The 19,521-nt window shown below is 61.4% G+C and carries 20 protein-coding genes; 7 read left to right on the top strand and 13 right to left on the bottom strand.

Annotated features, from left to right (window positions below; translation table 11 throughout):
• Positions 1-67: 67 nt before the first annotated feature.
• From V4T21_RS13475 to V4T21_RS13460, 4 genes are all read left to right on the top strand, one after another.
• Positions 68-568 carry a type III secretion system chaperone family protein gene (locus V4T21_RS13475; RefSeq protein ID WP_332717650.1) on the top strand — a complete coding sequence of 167 codons (501 nt, stop codon included), beginning with the start codon at positions 68-70 and terminating at the stop codon, positions 566-568.
• Positions 565-1,380, top strand: a complete 816-nt coding sequence (proC, locus tag V4T21_RS13470) for a pyrroline-5-carboxylate reductase (protein ID WP_332717648.1) — start codon at positions 565-567, stop codon at positions 1,378-1,380. Before V4T21_RS13475 ends, proC begins: the two co-directional genes overlap by 4 nt.
• Positions 1,377-1,718, top strand: coding sequence for a tRNA-binding protein (locus tag V4T21_RS13465; RefSeq protein ID WP_332717646.1), 342 nt, complete (start codon positions 1,377-1,379; stop codon positions 1,716-1,718). The genes proC and V4T21_RS13465 overlap by 4 nt, the downstream gene beginning before the upstream one ends.
• Positions 1,719-1,895: 177 nt before the next feature.
• Positions 1,896-3,098, top strand: a complete 1,203-nt coding sequence (locus tag V4T21_RS13460; RefSeq protein WP_440589657.1) for an AI-2E family transporter — start codon at positions 1,896-1,898, stop codon at positions 3,096-3,098.
• 4 nt (positions 3,099-3,102) lie between these two features.
• On the opposite strand, the gene V4T21_RS13455 is transcribed toward V4T21_RS13460, so the two are convergent.
• Positions 3,103-3,558 (bottom strand): MarR family winged helix-turn-helix transcriptional regulator, encoded by a 456-nt coding sequence (locus V4T21_RS13455; protein WP_332717644.1) that lies wholly within the window; start codon positions 3,556-3,558, stop codon positions 3,103-3,105.
• A 210-nt stretch (positions 3,559-3,768) separates the two neighbouring features.
• On the opposite strand from V4T21_RS13455, the gene V4T21_RS13450 reads away from it, so the two are divergent.
• Positions 3,769-4,659, top strand: a complete 891-nt coding sequence (locus V4T21_RS13450) for a branched-chain amino acid aminotransferase (RefSeq protein ID WP_332717642.1) — start codon at positions 3,769-3,771, stop codon at positions 4,657-4,659.
• Between the two features lie 141 nt (positions 4,660-4,800).
• Here the strand turns inward: V4T21_RS13450 and V4T21_RS13445 are convergent, their stop codons facing one another.
• The 5 genes from V4T21_RS13445 to V4T21_RS13425 form a co-directional block, all read right to left on the bottom strand.
• Entirely contained in the window at positions 4,801-5,247 is a 447-nt protein-coding gene (locus tag V4T21_RS13445) for a molybdenum cofactor biosynthesis protein MoaE (protein WP_332717640.1), read from the bottom strand.
• A 1-nt stretch (position 5,248) separates the two neighbouring features.
• A complete protein-coding gene (moaD, locus tag V4T21_RS13440; RefSeq protein ID WP_332717638.1) occupies positions 5,249-5,500 on the bottom strand; it encodes a molybdopterin converting factor subunit 1 in 252 nt (83 codons plus the stop codon).
• Entirely contained in the window at positions 5,497-6,075 is a 579-nt protein-coding gene (pgsA, locus tag V4T21_RS13435) for a CDP-diacylglycerol--glycerol-3-phosphate 3-phosphatidyltransferase (protein ID WP_332717637.1), read from the bottom strand. Before pgsA ends, moaD begins: the two co-directional genes overlap by 4 nt.
• 163 nt (positions 6,076-6,238) lie before the next feature.
• A complete protein-coding gene (gene uvrC, locus V4T21_RS13430; protein ID WP_440589656.1) occupies positions 6,239-8,149 on the bottom strand; it encodes an excinuclease ABC subunit UvrC in 1,911 nt (636 codons plus the stop codon).
• The gene (locus V4T21_RS13425; protein WP_332717635.1) at positions 8,110-8,865 is read right to left on the bottom strand and encodes an SDR family oxidoreductase; all 756 of its coding nucleotides are present in this window, start codon (positions 8,863-8,865) and stop codon (positions 8,110-8,112) included. The genes uvrC and V4T21_RS13425 overlap by 40 nt, the downstream gene beginning before the upstream one ends.
• Positions 8,866-9,039: 174 nt before the next feature.
• Between V4T21_RS13425 and V4T21_RS13420 the strand changes: the two genes are divergently transcribed.
• Together V4T21_RS13420 and V4T21_RS13415 are read left to right on the top strand one after the other, a co-directional pair.
• Entirely contained in the window at positions 9,040-9,336 is a 297-nt protein-coding gene (locus tag V4T21_RS13420) for a hypothetical protein (protein ID WP_332717634.1), read from the top strand.
• A gap of 84 nt (positions 9,337-9,420) precedes the next feature.
• Positions 9,421-10,386, top strand: coding sequence for a DMT family transporter (locus V4T21_RS13415; RefSeq protein WP_332717633.1), 966 nt, complete (start codon positions 9,421-9,423; stop codon positions 10,384-10,386).
• Here the strand turns inward: V4T21_RS13415 and V4T21_RS13410 are convergent.
• The 7 genes from V4T21_RS13410 to V4T21_RS13380 form a co-directional block, all read right to left on the bottom strand.
• A complete protein-coding gene (locus tag V4T21_RS13410; protein WP_332717632.1) occupies positions 10,340-10,549 on the bottom strand; it encodes a hypothetical protein in 210 nt (69 codons plus the stop codon). The two genes, V4T21_RS13415 and V4T21_RS13410, sit on opposite strands and share 47 nt — an antisense overlap.
• On the bottom strand, positions 10,546-10,761 hold the full coding sequence (locus V4T21_RS13405; protein ID WP_332717631.1) for a hypothetical protein: 216 nt from the start codon (positions 10,759-10,761) through the stop codon (positions 10,546-10,548). The genes V4T21_RS13410 and V4T21_RS13405 overlap by 4 nt, the downstream gene beginning before the upstream one ends.
• Before the next feature lie 159 nt (positions 10,762-10,920).
• Positions 10,921-11,403, bottom strand: a complete 483-nt coding sequence (locus tag V4T21_RS13400; RefSeq protein ID WP_332717630.1) for an SH3 domain-containing protein — start codon at positions 11,401-11,403, stop codon at positions 10,921-10,923.
• Positions 11,404-12,189: 786 nt separating this feature from the next.
• Complete coding sequence (locus tag V4T21_RS13395; RefSeq protein ID WP_332717629.1) at positions 12,190-12,759, bottom strand: hypothetical protein; 570 nt, start codon at positions 12,757-12,759, stop codon at positions 12,190-12,192.
• Positions 12,760-12,877: 118 nt separating this feature from the next.
• Positions 12,878-14,398 (bottom strand): reverse transcriptase domain-containing protein, encoded by a 1,521-nt coding sequence (locus tag V4T21_RS13390; protein ID WP_332717628.1) that lies wholly within the window; start codon positions 14,396-14,398, stop codon positions 12,878-12,880.
• A 291-nt stretch (positions 14,399-14,689) separates the two neighbouring features.
• Entirely contained in the window at positions 14,690-17,158 is a 2,469-nt protein-coding gene (gene uvrB / locus V4T21_RS13385; protein WP_332717627.1) for an excinuclease ABC subunit UvrB, read from the bottom strand.
• A gap of 102 nt (positions 17,159-17,260) precedes the next feature.
• The gene (locus V4T21_RS13380; protein ID WP_332717625.1) at positions 17,261-19,063 is read right to left on the bottom strand and encodes a purple acid phosphatase family protein; all 1,803 of its coding nucleotides are present in this window, start codon (positions 19,061-19,063) and stop codon (positions 17,261-17,263) included.
• Between the last annotated feature and the right edge of the window lie 458 nt (positions 19,064-19,521).

Raw genomic sequence — 19,521 nt, 5'->3', positions numbered from 1 at the left:
TAGTGCGTCTGGCATCCCGCCCGACGCAGCATCTTCGAACAAACGCAACAAGCGTGCGGAGCCAGCCATGTCTCTCCTTGAATTGGAACTGGATCGGACCATCCACCCGGTGGATATCATCGAGCATATCGCCGCGATCAACGACTGGTCGTTCGAGCGACAGGATGCCGACGAGATTTCCATCTCGGTCAAGGGCGGCTGGAGCGACTACCACGTCTCGTTCAACTGGATGGAGGAGATGGAATCCCTTCATCTCGCCTGTGCGTTCGACCTCAAGGTGCCCGAGGCGCGGCGTGGGGAGATCAAGCAGTTGATCTCGCTGATCAACGAACAGCTCTGGATCGGCCATTTTGACATCTGGAGCAAGGAAGGCGTCGTGCTGTTCCGCAATTCGCACCTGCTCTCGGGTGGGGCCGAGGTGTCGCCGCAGCAATGCGAGGCGCTGCTGCGCTCGGCGACCGAAAGCTGCGATCTCTACTATCAGGCGTTCCAGTTCGTCGTCTGGGCGGGCAAATCGGCGGCCGATGCGCTGGCCGAGGTGATGTTCGAAACCGTGGGTGAGGCATGAGCCTCGCCGATGCGGGGGGCGTGCTGCTGGTCGGCGCGGGCAAGATGGGCATGGCGATGGCGGCGGGATGGATACGCGGCGGATTGCCGGGCTCCTCGCTGACGCTGGTCGACCCGCAGCCCCATGAAAGCGTGGCGGCTTTTGCCGCCGAGCATGGCGCACAGCTTTTTACGGAATTGCCGGAGACGGCGCCGCGCGTGATCGTTCTCGCCGTCAAGCCGCAGGTCATGGGGGCGGTGCTCGATACGGTCGGGGCGCTGGCCGGTCCTCAAACATTGGTCATTTCGATTGCGGCGGGTATTTCGACCGACAGGATCGCCGGCGGGACGGGAAGTGGCCGGGTGGTGCGGGCGATGCCCAATACGCCGGCACAGATCGGCAAGGGGATTTCCGGGGCGTTCGCGGGCAATGCGGTGACGGACGCGGATCGGGAGCTGGCGGAAACGATTCTTTCGGCGGCGGGCGAAGTGGTCTGGGTCGAGGACGAAGCGTTGATCGATGCGGTGACGGCCGTGTCGGGATCGGGGCCGGCCTATGTGTTTCATCTGGTCGAGGCCATGGCAGCGGCGGGCGAAGCGCAGGGGCTGAGTGCCGAGACCGCCATGGCACTGGCCCGGCAGACGGTGATCGGCGCCGCGGCGCTGATGGATGCCGACGCAAGCCCGGCCGGTCGGCTGCGCGAGAACGTGACCTCGCCCAATGGCACCACGCAGGCGGCGCTCGAGGTGCTGATGGCGCCCGACGGGCTGGGTGCCTTGATGGATCGCGCGGTAGAGGCGGCCCGCAGGCGGAGCGAAGAGCTGGGACGATGACCGAGACGATCAGCTTCGAGGATTTCCTCAAGGTCGATATCCGTACGGGTACGGTCATCGAGGCGCGGCCTTTTCCCGAAGCGCGCAAGCCGGCCATCATCCTGATGATCGATTTCGGGCCTGAGATCGGGGTCAAGAAATCTTCGGCGCAGATCACCGTGCATTATTCGCCCGAGGAGCTCGTCGGGCGGCAGGTGATGGCCGTGGTCAATTTTCCGCCGCGCCAGATCGGGCCGCTCAAGTCCGAAGTGCTTACGCTCGGGTTCGAGGACGAGGGCGGCGCTATCGTTCTGGCGGCGATCGACAAAGCCGTGCCCAATGGCCGCCGGCTTTTGTAAGCTGGCGCTTTTATTCGGAATGGCCGTAGAATCACTGGTTTTGGTGCGTTTCCGAACCGAAAAAGTGATATCCACTTTTCTGTGAACGCGCCGATGCGCATTTGAACAGCGAAAAGTCCTTTTCACCTGTAACATAAGCGCTTTATAGGTGACTGAAACGAACACCGGACGGTGCATGTGACCAAGCTGGACGTTTCCCATTCCGAGCGCGAGCCTCGATTACTCGGTTCCACGCGCTCGGCGCTCGTGCCGCCAATGTCCCTGGCACGCTGGCTGGTCATCCTGATCCTTCTGGCTTGCGTCTATTTCTTCCACGGCTTTCTGGTTCCGGTGCTTGCGGCGCTGATCATCGGCTTTGCGAGCTGGCCGATCTATCGGCGGGTGCTCTCGGGCGTCGGCGGCAACAGGACGCTGGCCGCATCCATCATGATCGCGGTGATCGTGCTGTTCATCCTCGTGCCGATCCTGATGGCGCTGTCATATGCCACCAACGAGGCGCGGCAGTTGATCAGCTGGGTGCTTGCAACCAATGCCAATGGCTCGGCGGCTCCGAACTGGTTTGCGACACTGCCGCTGATAGGCGATTGGGCGGTCGAGCAGTGGGATCTCTACATTGGCGCGCCGGGTGCGCTGGGTCAGTATGTGGCGGTGATCGGCGGAGCAAACGTCTATAACATCTACCAGACCATTCTGGCGGCGGGCGGAAGCTTCCTCGATTTGGCGCTGAACCTGCTGTTCATGCTGGTCGCGCTGCTTTTCGTCTATCGCGATGGAGCGAATCTTTCGGCCCAGCTCGACAAATTCGGCGAGCGCATCCTGCCCGTGCGCTGGCAGCGGCTGTCGCGCGTGGTGCCCGCAACGATCAGCTCGACCGTCACCGGCATGACGATCATCGCGATCGGCGAGGGTATCGTGCTGGGCATCGCCTATGCGCTGGCTGGCGCGCCTTCTCCGGTGCTGCTGGGGGTGATCACCGGCGTTGCCGCGATGATTCCCGGCGGGGCGCCGCTCTCGTTCACGCTGGTTTCGATCTATCTCGTGGCCAGCGGCTCGGTCGTGCCCGGCATCGCGCTGTTCATCTGGGGCTCGGTGGAGCTGTTCATCGTCGACAAGACGCTGCGGCCCAAGCTGGTCGGCGGACCTATCAAGCTGCCGTTCCTGCCCACGTTTTTCGGGTTGGTCGGGGGCGTCAAGACAATGGGGTTCGTGGGGCTGTTCGTCGGCCCGGTGCTGATGGCGCTATTGGTTTCGATGTGGCGCGAGTGGATTCGCGATCTCGATCAAGCGGAAACCGAGGGTGGCGGCGCCGGCCTTGCCGTGCCCGAAGCGCCGCCGGCCCCCGACGCAGTTGTGGAACAGCCGCGCAAGAAGCACGCCTGACAGCCTAGCCCGTCGGATCGACGAGGCGCAGCGTGCGGAGCAATTGCTGGTCGCCCCGCTCTGTCATCTCGGCAAAGAAATGCCGGACATTGTCCCTGGCATCCTCGGGAAGCGCTGAAAAGGCAGCATCGATGCGGCGGGCCTGTGTGGCGCTCAGCACTTCGAAGAAATCGCGGCCCTTTTCGGTGGGGAACAGCAGGCGCTGCCTGCGATCGGTCTCCCCGTGACGCTGGGCGACATAGCCGCTATCGATCACCTGGCGCAGCACGCGGGCCAAGCTCTGCTTGGTGATGCGCAGGATATCGAGCAGGTCGGCGACCGTCATGCCGGGCCGCAAATTGACGAAATAGATCACCCGGTGATGCGCGCGGCCAAAGCCCTGCATCTCAAGCAGTGCATCCGCATCGCGCACGAAGTCCCTATAGGCGAAGAAGAACAGGCCCATGATATCGATCGGCATTTCGGGGAAATCGTAGATTGCGGAATTTATGTCAGCCTTGTTGACATTTATCGGTTGCGCTGGCATCGTCCTTCCAACATCTTTGACGTTTAATGAGTTATCACAGAGCCGCTTTGGTTTGCCAAGTGGCGAGAGATTGACGCATTATAGGGCAAAGCGCATCCACGATGCGTGCGATATGATACGGACTATAATTATCGGGAGATAGAAATGGCCGCTGTGCCAATGGATCAGCGAGACGGTTGGATCTGGTTCGATGGGGAAATGGTCCCCTGGAAGGATGCCAAGATTCATGTCCTTACCCACGGTCTTCATTATGCCAGCAGCGTATTTGAGGGACAGCGCGCCTATGGCGGCGAAGTCTTCAAGCTGCGCGAACACACCGATCGCCTGATCGCCTCGGGCAAGGTTCTCGATTTCACGATCCCCTATTCGGCCGACGAGATCGACGAGGCCTGCCGTCAGGTGCTCGAAAAGAACGGGCTGACCGACGCCTACATGCGCCCCGTCGCCTGGCGCGGTTCGGAAACCATCTCGGTTCCGGCGCGCGACAACAAGGTTCACCTGGCGATCGCCGCGTGGGTGTGGCCGAGCTATTTCTCGACCGAGGAACGTTTGAAGGGCATCCGCCTGACGTGGGCGCCCTGGAAGCGGCCGTCGCCGGAAACCATTCCGTGCAAGGCCAAGGCCGCCGGCCTCTACATGATCTGCACGCTTTCCAAGCATGCCGCCATGGACGCCGGTTTTGCCGACGCGCTGATGCTGGACTATCGCGGCTATGTGGCCGAGGCGACGGGCGCCAACGTGTTCTTCGTCAAGGGCAAGGAAATCACCACCCCGACCCCCGATTGCTTCCTCGACGGCATCACGCGCCGCACGGTGATCGGGCTTGCCAAGGCCAATGGCTATACGGTGACCGAACGGCATATCAAGCCCGAGGAACTGGCCGGGTTCGACGAGTGCTTCCTGACCGGCACGGCGGCGGAAGTGACGCCTGTTTCCGAAGTGGGCGAATATAAGTTCACCCCCGGCGAAGCCTGCCGCACGCTGGTGGAAGCCTATATGACCGAAGTGCAGCCCAAGCAGGCCGCAGCGGAATAAAAAGCCGCATTATCGGTGAAGTTCAAAGGCCGGGGATGAATCCCTGGCCTTTTTGTTTTGCCGGCATCGATGGACAGGTTGCTGCTGGATTCGGGGAATAAATCCCGGAATGACAGGTAGGGGATGAGGCGGTGCTGGTTTTTACTCCCACCGGGCGGCCGCTTGGTCGTCGGTTGCCTTGGCCTCGACCCAGCGGGTGCCTTGCGGGTTCTCTTCCTTTTTCCAGAAGGGAGCGGTGGTTTTGAGGGTGTCCATGATGAAATTGGCGCCATCAAAGGCGGCCTGGCGGTGGGCGGCGAGGGTCATCACCTGGACGATGGGTTCGCCCGGATAGAGCGTGCCGAAGCGGTGGATGATTTCGGCGGCGAGGAGATCGAAACGGGAAATGGCGCTCTCGCGCAGGTCCTCGAGCTGACGCCGGGCGAGGGCGGGATAGTGTTCGAGCGTCATCGAAACGATGGGGTCGTCGGGTGTCGAGCGCACCATGCCGGTGAAGGTCACGGCGGCGCCGGCGCCGCTGGTCGCCTTGAGGAAGGCGTTGGAAAGGGCGCCGGGGTCGAACGGGTCGGACTGGAGGGTGACGCTCATTCTATCCTCCCGTCATGGGCGGGAAGAGCGCGACATTGTCGGTGCCGGCCAGTGGGGTATCGTGGTCGACCAGTTCGTCATCGATGGCGGCGCGGATGAGCTTGCGGTTGGCGGTGGCGAGGGCGAAACCTTCGTCACGCTCGGCCAGCCAGTCGATGAGATCGGCGACGGTCGCGACTGTGTCGGGCGGGGTAACCTCGTCTCCGTCGCGTCCCAGGCGTTCGCGCAGCCAGGCGAAATACCGAACCTTCATATGGTTTCATCCTCGTCGGCGAAATGGGCCGAGACGCCCTGCCAGTACTGCCAGCCGGTAATGGCCGTCAGCGCGGCGGCGAGCCACAAGAGGATATCGCTCACTTCGCGCATGCCAAAGATCAGGGGTTCGGCGATGACCACGGCGAGAGCGACGAGCTGTACGGTGGTCTTGTATTTGGCCAGTTTGGAAACCGGGACGACGATCTTTTCGGTGCCCATGAACTCACGCATGCCCGAGACGAAGATTTCGCGCAGGAGGATGATGGTGGCCGGGATCAGGTCCCAGACCCCGAAGGTGCCATCGAAGCAGAAGACGAGCAGCAGCGCGCCGACGAGGAGCTTGTCGGCGATCGGGTCTAACATGCGTCCGATGGCGGAAACCGTGCCGTATTTGCGGGCCAGGGCGCCGTCGTAATAGTCGGTGACGGCGGCGGCGATGTAGAGCAGCAGGGCCAGCCAGCGCAGCACGGTGTTGTCGGCCAAAAGGATCAGCATGATCACCGGGATGGCGGCGATGCGCGCATAGGTGAGATAGTTGGGCAGCTTGGCCATGTCGAAGCGGGTTTCGGTCATGCGGGGGCTCTTTCGATCCTGGTTAAAGCGGGCGCTGCCCGCTCATCGGCTTTGCCGATGGCACCCCTCATCCGACCTTTCGCCTGCGGCGAAAGCCCACCTTCTCCCTCAAGGGGAGAAGGGTAACGGGGGAAAGTTGCAACGGTTGTGTCGTGCATCCTGATCACCTCTGATTGAAGTGATCGTAGATCAGTTGTGCCATCGCGGTCGAGATGCCCGGCAGATTGGCGAGGTCGGCGACCGAGGCGCGGGACACCGCTTTGGCCGAGCCGAAATGCTGGAGCAGGGCGCGCTTGCGGGTGGGGCCGATGCCCTCGATCTCGTCGAGCGGGTTCTTGACCATCTCCTTTTTGCGCCGCGCGCGGTGGGTGCCGATCGCGAAGCGGTGCGCCTCGTCGCGCAGGCGCTGGACGTAGTAAAGCACGGGATCGCGGGCCGGCAGCATGAAGGGTTCGCGGCCTTCCATGAAGAAAGTCTCCCGCCCGGCATTGCGTTCCTCGCCCTTGGCAATACCGATGACGGTGACGTCGCGCGGCAGGTTCATTTCGGCCAGCACGGCCTTGACCGCATTGGTCTGGCCGGCGCCACCGTCGATCAGCAGCACGTCGGGCCAATCGGGCATTTCCGTGGCATCGTCTTGTGCATCGACCTCACTTTCATTGGCCAGCCGCGTGAAGCGACGGGTGAGAACCTCGCGCATCATGCCGAAATCGTCGCCGGGGGTGAGATCCTTGGATTTGATGTTGAAGGTGCGGTAGTGCTTTTTCGACAGCCCTTCCGCGCCGGCAACGACCATGCCGCCTACGGCGTTGGTGCCCTGGATGTGGGAGTTGTCGTAAACCTCGATGCGGCGCGGGCTATCGTCGAGGCCGAAGGTATCGGCCATGGCCTCGAGCAGCTTGCGCTGGCTGGCCGAATCCGAAAGATGCCGGCCCAGCGCTTCGCGTGCGTTGGTGAGCGCCTGTTCGACCAGCGCGCGCTTTTCACCCCGGCGCGGGGTTTCGATCCGGACGGCGCGCTCGGCGCGGGTTGAAAGCGCCTCGCGCAGCACATCGGCTTCAGCCAGGTCTTCGGACAGCAGTACCAGCCGAGGCGGCATGCGGTTTTCGTAGAACTGGGCGATGAAGGCTTCGAGCACTTCTGAATTGTCGATGGCTTCGTCCGCGCGGGGATAGAAGGCGTAATTGCCCCAGTTCTGATGCGCGCGGTAGAAGAACACCTGCACGCAGAAATTGCCTGCCTCGTTGTGGATGGCGAAGACGTCCGCCTCGGCGACGCTCTGGGCGCTCATGCCGCCGGTGCCCTGGATCAGTGCAAGGGCGCTGAGGCGGTCGCGCAGCATGGCGGCGCGTTCGAAATCCAAAGACTCGGCAGCCTCGTTCATTTCCTTTTGCAGATGATCCTGCACGGCCTTGGTTTTCCCAGAAAGGAAATCGCGCGCCTCATCGACCAGTTCATTGTAGTCGGGAATGGAGATAACTCCGGTGCAGGGCGCTGAGCAGCGCTTGATCTGGTGCTGCAGGCAAGGGCGCGTGCGGCCGGCATAAAAGCTGTCCGAGCAATTGCGCAAAAGGAAGGCCTTTTGCAGGGCGGTAATGGTGCGCGAAACGGCGACGGCGGAGGCGAAGGGGCCGAAATAATGGCCCTTGCGGCGGCGCGTTCCCCGGTGCTTGGTGAGCTCGGGCGCCTCGTGATCGGTGGCGATCAGGATATAGGGGAAGGTCTTGTCGTCGCGCAGCAGCACGTTGAAGCGCGGGCGCAGGCGCTTGATCATGTTGGCTTCGAGCAGAAGCGCTTGCGCCTCGGTCTCGGTGCGTACGAACTCCATCGAACGCGTCGAGGAGATCATCCGGTTGATGCGGACCGAATTGCCCTCGTAGCGGGTGTAGTTGGTGACGCGCGCCTTGAGGTTGCGCGCCTTGCCGACATAGATCACGTCGCCCTTTTCATCGAGCATGCGATAGACGCCCGCGCCGGTGGGCAGGGTCCGCACGAACCGCTTGATGATTTCGGGGCCGGTGGGATCGATATCGGTCATTGTCTTCTCGGGGTCGGAGCGTTGCGCGCGCTCCATTCGAGATGTTCGCCGCCATCCAGCGCCAGCATCTGCCCGGTCATTGAGGGCAGATTGAGGATGGCGACGGTGCCCTCGGCGATTTCGTCGGGATCGGCGCCGGTTTCGAGCGGGAGGCGCCGGCGCGAGGCTTCGAACTCGGCCTCGCTCTGGCGCGTGTTGGCGAGGGTGGGGCCGGGCCCGATGGCGTTGACCCGAACGCGTGGGGCCAGAGATTGCGCCAGCGTGCGCGTGGCCGTCCAGAGCAGGGACTTCGAGAGAGTGTAGGAGAAATAATCGGGCGAGAGGGTGAGCACGCGCTCGTCGATGATGTTGACGATGTTGCCCTGTTCCCCCTCGGGGAGTTGCGCGGCGAAATCGCGGGCGAGGAAGACCGGGGCTTCGGCGTGGACAGCCATGTGCAGGTCCCAGAGATCCTCATGGAGAGTGTCGGCGCTATCGGGCTCGAAGACCGACGCGTTGTTGACCAGCGTAGTGATGGGGCCGAACGGCTGGGCGGCGCGGGCGATGAGGGCCATCCGGTCTTCACGCTTCGCAAGGTCGGCCTGCACGATATCGGCCCTGCCGCCGTCCGCGCCGATGGCCTCGGCCAGCAGTTCGGCCTTTTCGCCCGAGGAGCGGTAGTGGATGACGACAGCATAGCCTTCGGCGGCGAGCCGGGTCGCGATCGCCGCGCCAATCCGGTCGGCGGCGCCGGTAATCAGTGCGACTGGCATGTCGTTTCCGTTCCGATACAGGTCATCATCATCCTTCGAGATAGGCAGAACAAACCAGCAGCGCAATGGTCCTCTTGCCGGCTGGCCGACGGTGCTTACTGCGAATCAAAGATAGGAGTAGGCTCACTATGTGGGGAGGTGCAATTTAGCACCTTGATTGCGAGAGGGGATATCATGGAAGCAATCGTCTCTATCATCATCCAATTGGTGGCAGGAGCCATCGGCGGAAACGGAATTGGTGCCGCGGCCAAGAATTTGAGCCTGGGCGCCACGGGCAACACCATTGCCGGTGCAATCGGCGGCGTGGGCGGAGCGTGGCTGGCCAGCCTCATCCCGGGATTGGCGGACATTCTGTCGGGAGTGGGCGGGATGGATGCCGGCGCCCTGGTCGGGCAGGGGGTGTCGGGCCTGGCTGGCGGCGGTATATTGACCGCGATTGCCGCAGCCGTCAAAAAGGCCACCTCAAGCTAGATTTGGACGTGAGCCTGTAATTGCGAATGGCCCGGACGATCGTGTCTGGGCCATCTGTTTTTTGTTTTCTCCGGGGTCGGCCACATGTCGTCTCAGCACTCTTCGACTGAAGCCGGCCCGACCGCCAGCGTTGCCAAGGGCGTCCTGTTTCTGCTGGCCGCAACGCTGATCTTCGGCGTTCAGGACGTGGTCTCCAAGATCCTTGTCGCGAGCTATTCGCCGTTCCAGATCGTGATGGTCCGTTATTGGGCGTTCTTCGCGCTCGCCGTGTGGCTGGTGATGCGCAATTCCTCGCTGAAGCGGGCGTTCGTCTCCAGGGCCGTGGGGTGGCAGGTGGCACGGGGCGTGTTGCTGGTGGTCGATATCTGGTTTTTTGCCGAAGCGCTCAAGACGGTGCCGTTGGGGGATATCGGGGCGATCAATATGGTCTATCCGCTGATGGTGACGGTGTTTGCCATTCCGTTGCTGGGTGAGCGGGTGGGCGTTTTCCGGATGAGCGCGGTGGTGGCGGGGTTTTTCGGGGCGATGCTGATCATCCGGCCGGGGTTCGCCACCGTGGAAATCGGGGTGATCTATGCGCTGCTGAGTTCGGCGTTCTATGCGCTCTATCTCGTGCTGACGCGGAAGGTGAGCCAGATCGATACGACGACGACATCGCTGTTTTATGTTGCGGCGGTGGGGTTGGTGCTGACGAGTGGGGTGGGGGTGTTTTTCTGGCAGCCCATGGCGGTGGAGGATTGGGGGCTGATGGCGGTGTTGTGCCTGACCATGTGCGCGGGGCACGGGCTGGTGATGGTGTCGCTGCGGTATGCGCCGGCGAGCGTGCTGCAGCCGTTCAATTATTTCTCGCTGCCCTGGGCGATCACGCTGGGGTTTTTGGTGTTCGGGACGATGATCGACGGGTTTGCGCTGGCGGGGGCATTGGTGATCGTCGCGGCGGGGTTGGTGGTGATGTGGCGGGAGCGGACGCTGGCGGTGAAACGGCCGCTGATGCGGGGAAGCGCTATCGGCGGGCCAGGCCAATCCCCCACATCAACAGACCCACGGTAAAGCACACGGCGCCCGGCGGGGCGACCGAAACGCTCAAAAGCGCGGGGATCAGCGCGGGCGTGGTGGGCAGGAACACGGCCATGAACACCGCCGGCAGCAGACCTATGGCGAGGAGGAGGGCGCCGAGCTGGAGGAAGGCGACGCCCCAGCGCTGGAGGCTCATTTGAGGCCCAGGACGGCACCGCCCAAGTAAACGAGGACGCCGGCGGCGATCAGGGCCAGGGGAGCCAGGGCGAGCGCGGTGAGGACCCAGCCCGTACCGTTCGGCAGATGCATGCCCGAGGATGCCATGCCCGAGGCGAGGGCGCGCTCGAGGGCGACTGCGCCGAGCCCGGAAAGCATGAGGCCGGAGGAAAGTTTGACGTAGGATTTCATGTGAGGCCCTCGAACAAGCTTTAGAGCCTGAATCATTGGCCATGATCCAGGTCATTGTCTTCGCCATGCTCCATTTTCCGGAGCGATTTAGCATATTGGGATGGCGCGAGGATAAGACAATGCGGCCGGAGCGAAAAAACGCTCCGGCCGTCTTCGTTTTTAGCGATCGCCGATGCAGAAATAGCCGTTGGGACCGTTGAAGCAGACTTCGCTGTTGGCCGGCGGCCGGGGGCGCCAATCGTCGTCATTGTCCCAATGCGGGGGACGCGGGTTGCCCCAATGCGGCGGGCGCGGGCGGTCATTGTTCCACCAATGAGGCGGGCGCGGCGGGTTGTTCCAGTGCGGGGGCTGCGGGCGCGGCGGATTGGGGCGCCAGTTGCCGGCCTCGGCCAGATAGCGCTGGGAAGTCCAGCCATTGCCGTTCCAGCCCAGATCGAGGAAGCACCAGCCATTGCGGCAGTATTCCACATCGACCACTTCGCCGCGCTGAAGCACTTCGACGACGCGGAACTGCGTGCCGGGGCCCGAGCGCACGTTGACGGAGGTCGTCGCGACGGCATCCCAGGCAAAAGCGCCGGCAGACATCGCCGCGACCATCAAGGCGGCGAGGCCGCCCTTTATTGCAGTTTTTCCGAGAGCCATTTCGACTTCTCCCATCCGTATGTTGCTGGCAGGGTTTCGTCTGCCTTGATCGCCATAAAAGCCCATCGCACCTGAACCGGCGCTGAATAAGGCGTTTAGGTTCAATTGGTTTCGCGAGGGAAACGAGTTACGGGGCACGGCGGTTGCTTCTTTCAGTCTCGCGGCGCGCACCACTGCGGGCATGACGGCGCTAAAGTGCGCCGGGGTCCTCGCCTTGGGCTCGTCCGATCTCGGCGCTTCCAAATTCAACACGCGCGGAAGCGTCCGATGGCGGGAGGCCTCGGAGGGTGGATAGTCGAACGGCATGGGGCGACGAGCGCTCCGCATGATTTGTAATATATGAAGCGATCATCGCCCCACGCGATCGGGATTTTTGGCTTATGGCGGCGATCTCGGGCTGGGGGTTGTTGAAGTGGTGTTGGCCACTTCGCTGCCCCTCCGGGTTTCCCCGGTGCGACGTGGGAGTGATTGGATTTTGGTCCGCTCACACCTTTTATCCACATCCGGCCATCTGTCCGCTTTGGGCCTTCCCCGCAGCGACCCGCGAGGAACCCGATCCGACCCCGCCACACGTTCGTTGCGCATGCGTCCGTTGCGAGGCCGTGAGGGGGAGTATGGGGGCGGTGGAGGAGGCGGGGATAAGTCTTTTGTCCGCCCCCTCATTTGTCATTGTTGGGTTGAGCCCGAAGACGATGGGAGGGGTGGAAGAAGAAGCCGAGAGCGGCGCGCACACCTTGCCCTGGGACGAGCCCGGGGTGACAAATTGGGGAAGGGCGGCGCCCAGGGCTAGAACCACTTCTCGTCGGGATCGGGTAGGGTTTCGGCGTCGACGATGAGGTCGAGGCGGTCGACGAGGGATTGGAATTGCTTGGAGAGTTCGCGTTTTTCGTCGTCGTATTCGCCGCCGGAGGGGACGAGATAGCCTGAGTGGATGCCTGCGATGATCCTGACGTTCATCATGCGCACCACGTCGTTGCGCAGATCGTTGGAGCGGCGCTCGGATTCGGCATCGGCGATGGGTTTGTCATAGTCGAGACGTTTGCCGAAGGCTTCGAACGCGTGATGGGTCTGGGCGAAGGCGACCGAGAGAGCGGAGAAGGTGGCGGTGTGATCGGTCGGAAGTTTCGGCAAACCGCGTGCCTCGGGCGAACGGTGCATGAGGCGGGACATCTGGGCGATGAGATCGGCAGCCATGACGCGCGTGGCGATAGGCGTCTCATGGGCCGCGCGGGATTTGGCCTGGGCGGAGATTTCGGTTTGGAAAGCGGTGAGGCGGGCGCTTAGGGCTGCGTAGGTGGCGTGGGCCTCGCCTTTGGGTTGGTGTTCGGCAGTGGCGGATTTCTTGTAGCGAGCCATGCGTAGTCTCCGTGTCAGGTGGTCTCCGGCGGGCGGAGAGTGACGGGAGAGGATAGAGATGGCCGAGAGAATGGGGATAAGTGGTGAAACGGCAATCGCTTGAAATATCTGACAGTATCTAATAGTAATTAGGTGGCTCGACATCCTCTAGCCCAAATGTAAAGTAATGTTTTCGCGCCGCTCGCCAACCTCTTACTAGGCTTGGCAGTTTAGTTTCGGGAAAGGGCTCAGGTCCCTGCCACGCTGAGACATCCAACCAGCTTCCCGTGATCAGGGCTCCGTTATTCGGCGTAAGGCCACTCACTCCGTACCTACCCAGCAAGAGAGATGCTCTAGCCTTCATTGCTCTTCTGATGACATTTACCAGCCAACCATCCAAAGCCATTAGCCGATCCTTTTGCTCAATCAGAGCATAAAAGCCCATTAAGCCTCTCATTATGGGTAGTCGATTGCCGTGGTTGATGAAGGCCTGAATTTGCCTCTCATCTAGTCCGCCGTAAAGATATTTCCGTAATTCCGTGATTAATCCTAGAAGATCCCAGTCATACTCCGGATTTAAACCCAACCGATTTGAATTAAACCCAAATTTGTTCGGATAATATATTAAATAAATGTTTATAAGTCTCGATATTTTCGATTTTATTCGTTGTTCAACATGATTTGGGACAGTTAGTCCGTCCTTAGTAAAACGGTAGCCGAGATAATCTACGTGAAATGACGACCTTAATTCCTGTTCTTTTCTTGCGATAATTGCAAGTCCAGGGGATTTTTCTTCATTTATTTTTAATCCGCTTTTCCTGCAATGCTCGATAAAACGACGTTCTATCTTCTGCGCATCTTCGTAGCTGTGACATATAGCAGTAACGTCATCGGCAAAGCGCACGAATTTCCCCGCGCTGGCTTCCAGACTGACGTCCAGACTATGGTTGGCGACATTGGCGAGAAGGAGCGAAATTGAACTACCTTGCGGCGTTCCTTTGACCCGCCGTTGGTACGCTCCGGTCGTATAGTCGGCACGGCTTGCATATCGGTGGTGCCAGAAACTTCTAAAGACATGCTTCTCGTGCGGCGTCAGGCTTAAAAAATTTTTGTCGTCGATAATCTTTTGGAGGTATCCGGCTGGAATATTATCAAAGTACTTCTCGAAATCGATTTGTACGGCGAAAATTTTTTCATCGTTGAACTGGTCATTTAACGCCAAGATCGCGTCGAAGACATTTTTGTGAGGGTGGTAGGCGTAAGAATGATGAGACAGCCGCTTGATGTTTCGGTCTCGTGCCCTTCGCAAAACGACATTTGCGACGGCGGAGTCAGGAATCGAAAAGGCCATCACATTTCTAGTTCCACCCTTCGGTTTCGGAATTTCGAAACTCATGGCGGGGGTGGGTTCATAAGTAGAGTTTAGAATCTTTAGCCAAATGGTCTTGGCTAAGAAATTTGCGTGTCTAGCACAGTATTTAGGGTCAAAGTGCCTGTGTTTTTTGCCAACGGAACTATGGCGCTGCGGCGATGCGGCTTGAATCCCCGTCCGGCGGAGAAACTTGTCCCGGTACTCAGCGTCTTTTTCTTGGGAAGCCCTGGATTTCTCAAAGGACTGAAGACAGAGCCTCTTGATCTCATTTTTGATGGCGGTCTGCATAGGGCGACGAGATGCCTTTAAGTAAGGGTGTCCACTTCAGCGTTGCTGGAGTGTAAAGAACCGACGTCTCCGCCGCCCTTTTCTTAGAGACCATGAGCCTCTGGTATTTCGGCATCTCGTCTAAGCTACTACGCTATATTCAAATTAGAACGTCCAAATCACAGTATGTCAATTGCTAAGCGATCTCTCCGTTAGTCGTGTGCAGGCAGCACTCGTCGCTCCGTCCATTGCCCGCCGGAAGATTTGCCAGTTGGATTCCGGATTGGCGTCGGGGCAGCGAGGAATTGAACCCTACCCCCCCGGCCCTTCCAGCGTATCCATCTCCATATCCCGCAACTTCTTGATCTCGTCCCTCAAGCGTGCCGCCTGTTCGAATTCCAGGTTGGTTGCGGCCTCTCTCATCTGTTGTTCGAGGTCCTTGATCACCGCAGCCAGATTGGCGCCCACCGGGACCGTGTCCTTGCCGTCTTTGCCCGGGCGGATCTTTACCGAGACGTGGTCGCGTTCGTAGACGGAATCCACGATGTCGTTGATGCGGGCCTTGACCGATTGGGGGGTGATGCCGTGGGCTTCGTTGTAGGCGAGTTGCTTTTCGCGGCGGCGGTTGGTTTCGGCGAGGGCGCGTTCCATGGAGCCGGTTTCGCGGTCGGCGTAGAGGATCACTTTCCCGTCGACGTTGCGGGCGGCGCGGCCGATGGTTTGGATCAGTGAGGTTTCCGAGCGCAGGAAGCCTTCCTTATCGGCATCGAGGATGGCGACGAGGCCGCATTCGGGGATGTCGAGGCCTTCGCGCAACAGGTTGATGCCGACGAGGACGTCGAAATTGCCCAGGCGGAGGTCCCTGATGATTTCGATGCGCTCGATGGTGTCGATATCGGAGTGCATGTAGCGGACCTTGATGCCCTGCTCATGCAGATATTCGGTGAGGTCTTCGGCCATCTTCTTGGTGAGGACGGTGAGGAGCGTGCGGTAGCCCTTTTCGGTGGTCTGGCGGATTTCGTCGACCACATCATCCACCTGATTGGTGGCGGGGCGGGTTTCGACCACGGGATCGATGAGGCCGGTGGGGCGGATGACCTGTTCGGCGAAGACGCCGCCGGTCTGGTCCATTTCCCAGGCGCCGGGGGTGGCCGAGACATAGACTGTCTGCGGGCGCATGGCGTTCCATTCCTCGAAGCGCAGGGGGCGGTTGTCCATGCAGCTCGGGAGGCGGAAGCCGTATTCGGCCAGCGTCGCCTTGCGGCGGAGGTCGCCGCGATACATGGCGCCGAGCTGGCCGATGGTGACGTGGGATTCGTCGACGAACACCAGCGCGTTGTCGGGGAGGTATTCGAAGAGTGTGGGGGGCGGCTCGCCGGGTTTGCGGCCCGAGAAATAGCGCGAATAATTCTCGATGCCGGCGCATGAGCCGGTGGCTTCCATCATCTCAAGGTCGAACAGGGTGCGTTGTTCGAGGCGCTGGGCTTCGAGGAACCGGCCCATGCCGTTGAGTTCCTGCAGGCGGGCGGCGAGCTCGCGCTTGATCTCCTTGATGGCCGCGTTCATCGTGGTGCGGGTGGTGACGTGGTGGCTGTTCGCGAAGACGCGGACGGCGTTGAGCTCGACGGATTTCTTGCCGGTGAGGGGGTCGAACTCGACGATGTGCTCGATCTCGTCGCCGAACATGGTGATGCGCCAGGCGGTGTCGTCATAGTGGGCGGGGAACACTTCGATGGTGTCGCCGCGCACCCGGAACGTGCCGCGCACGAAGCCCAGATCGCCGCGCTTGTATTGCAGGGCGACGAGTTCGTTGAGCAATTCGCGCTGGTTGATGCGCTGGCCCTTTTCGAGCCAGATGGTCATGGTGGTGTAGTCTTCCACCGAGCCGATGCCGTAGATGCAGGACACAGAGGCGACGATGATCACGTCGTCGCGCTCGAGGATCGCGCGGGTGGCCGAGTGGCGCATCCGGTCGATCTGCTCGTTGATGGTGGATTCCTTCTCGATATAGGTATCGGTGCGCGGGACGTAGGCCTCGGGCTGGTAGTAATCGTAGTAGGAAACGAAGTATTCGACGGCGTTGTCGGGGAAGAAGTTCTTGAACTCGCCATAGAGCTGGGCGGCGAGGGTTTTATTCGGGGCGAGGATCAGGGCGGGGCGGTTGGTGCGGGAGATGACCTGGGCGGCGGTGAAGGTCTTGCCCGAGCCGGTGACGCCGAGCAGGACCTGATCGGTTTCGCCATTGGAGATGCCCTCGACCAGCTCGGCGATGGCGGTGGGCTGGTCGCCGGAGGGGGTGTATTCGGTGTTGAGGCGGAAGGGGATGCCGCCCTTGTCCTTCTTCATCGCGGCGGGGCGGTGGGGCTTCCAGGCGTTGGTGCCCTCGACCTCCTTGCGGCCCTCGGCGATGATCTTTTCCAGCGCGGCGACGGTGGCCGAGACGCCGGCGGAGGAATTGGTGACCGATGTGGGCGTGTGGAAGCCGGCCTGCGCGCCTTCGGCGAAGCCATCGAGATTGGTGGGGCGCTCGACGGAGTTGGCTTTGGATTTAGGGGCCTTGAGCGACATTCCGGTGGCTTCGGAGCGTTTGCCCTTGGCGGCCTTTTTATCGGCTTCGGCGGCGGCCTTTTGATCGGCGCGGTCGAGCGCGCGCTTGTTGCGCATGCGCTCGGCGTAAAGCGGCTTGGAGGCCTGCGCGTCCTCGGCTTTTTCGATTTCCTTGATGAAATCGTCGATGGAAAAATCGGGTTTGCCGGGGCGGGATTTTTTCTCGGAGGTCATGGGGTGCCATATCGGTCCGGAGTCGGGCGGATTCAATAGCACCAATGGAACACAATGGGAACGGTTCCCCCTGACAAGATGTGTCAGGAGGAACCTGGGATTTTACTCGATCACGACGGTGTCGCGCTCGACGCCGTCGACGTCGAAGGCGCGGTAGATCATGCGGTCGTCGTCGCGCATGATGTCGATGGTCTGGAACATCTGCGTCTCGGTGATGCCGATCTCGGTGTAGTCGTGGTCGTCCTGATCGTAGAATTTGTCGCCGGCGGTGGAGACGACGTAATAGACGCCGCCGTCATCGACCGGGGTCTGCTGGCCGTCGAGCATGGGGAAGGTGCGCAGATAGGCGTGGTCGTGGCCTTGCAGGACCATGGCGACCTTGCGGGAGGCTTCGATGACCGGGGCCAGGACTTCGGTGACGCTGCCGTAATAGCGGCCGGGGCGGGAGGTGTAGGCGGCGTGGTGGGAGACCACGAAGGTGAAATCGTCGCCGGCGTCGGCGAGGACGGTTTCGAGCCATTCGGCCTGTTCGGAGACATCCTCATTGCTGTCGAGGACCACCACGGTGTTGCCGCCATAGGTGAAGTGGTAGGCGCGTTCGGGATCGATGCCGGTGGGGCCGTTTTCGGGGAGGCGGAAGGTGGAGAGGTAGTAGGCGGGGGAGTCGTCGGGTTCGTATTCGTGATTGCCGAGGGCGGGGACCAGCGGGATGGAACGGGCGGTGTCGCCGAGGACGGCGAAGAGGTGATCCCATTCATCGGCATCATTGCCACGGCTGACGAGATCGCCGGCCAGGATGATGAAATCGGGATCGGGGCGCTCGCGCAGGGCGGCGTCGAGGACGCTTTCGAACCTGTCGAAGCCTTCCTGTACGTCGCCGAAATAGAGGAAGTTGGTGGCGACGTCGCCATCGCGCGGGGTTTCGAAAGTGGCGACCGAGGACCAGCCGGATTCGTCGGAGCCCACGGCGTAGGTGTAGGCGGTGCCGGGTTCGAGGCCGTCGATCAGGGCGCTGTGGCGGTGGACGAGCGGCTGATTGACGACGCGGTCGCTGGCAACAGGGAGGGTCTCGGCGTCGATCAGGCGGGGCTCGGGGCGGGCGGGGGAATTATAGGCTTCGGCGTCCCAGACGGCGACCTGCCCGGCGGCGACGGTTTCGTCGGTGCGCCATTGTACGGCCATCGAGGTCGATGGGTCTTCGGTGATGGTGAGGGCGATCTGGTCGGGGCGCGCGGTGGCGGGAAATTCGGTGTCGTGGAAATAGCCATAGACGGCGGCGGCGGGGCGGCGATCGGACTGGGTCTGGATCAGCGTCTGGCCGAGCAGTTCATCGGAAACGGCGTCAAGGGTCACGTCGCGATCGACATAGGTCAGGGCGCCCAGTTCGACCTCGGTGGTGCCCATTTCCGCCGGTGAAAGATCGGCGATTTCGACGGCACCGCTGCCATCCTGAGGCGCGACGGAGATGAAATAGTGCTCGCGGACGACGCGCAGGGCGTGGATGCCGAGGCCGATTTCGCCGGCGGGGTAATCGCGGCTCCAGACGTCGAAATCCTGACCATAGGCTTCGGCGGCATAATCGGTCAGCGTAAAGCCGTTGTCTTCGAGCCAGAACGGTTCGCCCACGGCGTCGAGCCGGTGGTCGCGGTAGATGTAGACGGTGACGGGCTGATCGACGGTGAAGGTGACGTACCCTTCCGAAAAGAGCGCCCGTTCTTCATCGGTGAGCAGTGCTTCAAGGCTGCCGGGCGCCGCATCGATGATCTCGTCCGGGGAGAGGGTTTCGACTATGCGTTCCCGCAATTGTTCAGTCGTTTCGGCGATTTCGTCGGCGGATGCGACGGGAATGAAAACGCAGAGCGCGGTCGTGGCGAGCGCGAGATGGCGGACGGTGGCGAGAAGCATCGGGTTCCCCTTTTTTGGCAAGTGCGGGGAGCCCTAGTGGCGCTGCAATACAGGTTTATGACTGTCGGTCGAATATCGGGGGGTAAAGCAGCCCGCCGAGCGGACATGAAAAAGCCCCGCCGGGGAGGGATCGGCGGGGCTTGTTCTTGAACGGCCTGATCAGGCAAACGCGCCGGTGAAAACCATTACCGTCACCATCATCGTGACCATGACGGCGCCTGCGGCAGTACCGATGCTCATCTGAACGAGTGTGCGGGCCATTTCAGTCTCCAGTGTTTGTCGCCTGTATTTGAGCCTGGGGCTCGAAGTCTTGGTTGGTCACGCCCTCGTCTTGGAGCGTGCTTGCTCTCTCTAACGGTCGGGGGCTGCAATTGGTTTCAGCCGATGACGCGTTCGTGTGGGATGAGAGAACCATTTGGGCGCTGAACCGTGGCTGAATGGGCGGTTCAGCGGGCAGT

Origin of the sequence: Pelagibacterium mangrovi (genome assembly GCF_036662815.1) — a bacterium.
GTDB classification, from domain to species: Bacteria; Pseudomonadota; Alphaproteobacteria; order Rhizobiales; family Devosiaceae; genus Pelagibacterium; species Pelagibacterium mangrovi.
This window is presented reverse-complemented; position numbering and strand designations above follow the sequence as displayed.

Bases quoted from the DNA above. Each gene is read 5' to 3' on its own strand.
- V4T21_RS13455 (WP_332717644.1), bottom strand. From the start codon at position 3,558: ATGCCGATCGATATCATGGGCCTGTTCTTCTTCGCCTATAGGGACTTC.
- V4T21_RS13465 (WP_332717646.1), top strand. From the start codon at position 1,377: ATGACCGAGACGATCAGCTTCGAGGATTTCCTCAAGGTCGATATCCGT.
- V4T21_RS13390 (WP_332717628.1), bottom strand. From the start codon at position 14,398: ATGCAGACCGCCATCAAAAATGAGATCAAGAGGCTCTGTCTTCAGTCC.
- proC (WP_332717648.1), top strand. From the start codon at position 565: ATGAGCCTCGCCGATGCGGGGGGCGTGCTGCTGGTCGGCGCGGGCAAG.
- V4T21_RS13380 (WP_332717625.1), bottom strand. From the start codon at position 19,063: ATGCTTCTCGCCACCGTCCGCCATCTCGCGCTCGCCACGACCGCGCTC.
- V4T21_RS13395 (WP_332717629.1), bottom strand. From the start codon at position 12,759: ATGGCTCGCTACAAGAAATCCGCCACTGCCGAACACCAACCCAAAGGC.
- V4T21_RS13410 (WP_332717632.1), bottom strand. From the start codon at position 10,549: ATGAGCCTCCAGCGCTGGGGCGTCGCCTTCCTCCAGCTCGGCGCCCTC.
- uvrB (WP_332717627.1), bottom strand. From the start codon at position 17,158: ATGACCTCCGAGAAAAAATCCCGCCCCGGCAAACCCGATTTTTCCATC.
- uvrC (WP_440589656.1), bottom strand. From the start codon at position 8,149: ATGGAGCGCGCGCAACGCTCCGACCCCGAGAAGACAATGACCGATATC.
- moaD (WP_332717638.1), bottom strand. From the start codon at position 5,500: ATGAAGGTTCGGTATTTCGCCTGGCTGCGCGAACGCCTGGGACGCGAC.
- V4T21_RS13445 (WP_332717640.1), bottom strand. From the start codon at position 5,247: ATGAGCGTCACCCTCCAGTCCGACCCGTTCGACCCCGGCGCCCTTTCC.
- V4T21_RS13420 (WP_332717634.1), top strand. From the start codon at position 9,040: ATGGAAGCAATCGTCTCTATCATCATCCAATTGGTGGCAGGAGCCATC.
- V4T21_RS13450 (WP_332717642.1), top strand. From the start codon at position 3,769: ATGGCCGCTGTGCCAATGGATCAGCGAGACGGTTGGATCTGGTTCGAT.
- V4T21_RS13415 (WP_332717633.1), top strand. From the start codon at position 9,421: ATGTCGTCTCAGCACTCTTCGACTGAAGCCGGCCCGACCGCCAGCGTT.
- pgsA (WP_332717637.1), bottom strand. From the start codon at position 6,075: ATGACCGAAACCCGCTTCGACATGGCCAAGCTGCCCAACTATCTCACC.
- V4T21_RS13405 (WP_332717631.1), bottom strand. From the start codon at position 10,761: ATGAAATCCTACGTCAAACTTTCCTCCGGCCTCATGCTTTCCGGGCTC.
- V4T21_RS13475 (WP_332717650.1), top strand. From the start codon at position 68: ATGTCTCTCCTTGAATTGGAACTGGATCGGACCATCCACCCGGTGGAT.
- V4T21_RS13400 (WP_332717630.1), bottom strand. From the start codon at position 11,403: ATGGCTCTCGGAAAAACTGCAATAAAGGGCGGCCTCGCCGCCTTGATG.
- V4T21_RS13425 (WP_332717635.1), bottom strand. From the start codon at position 8,865: ATGCCAGTCGCACTGATTACCGGCGCCGCCGACCGGATTGGCGCGGCG.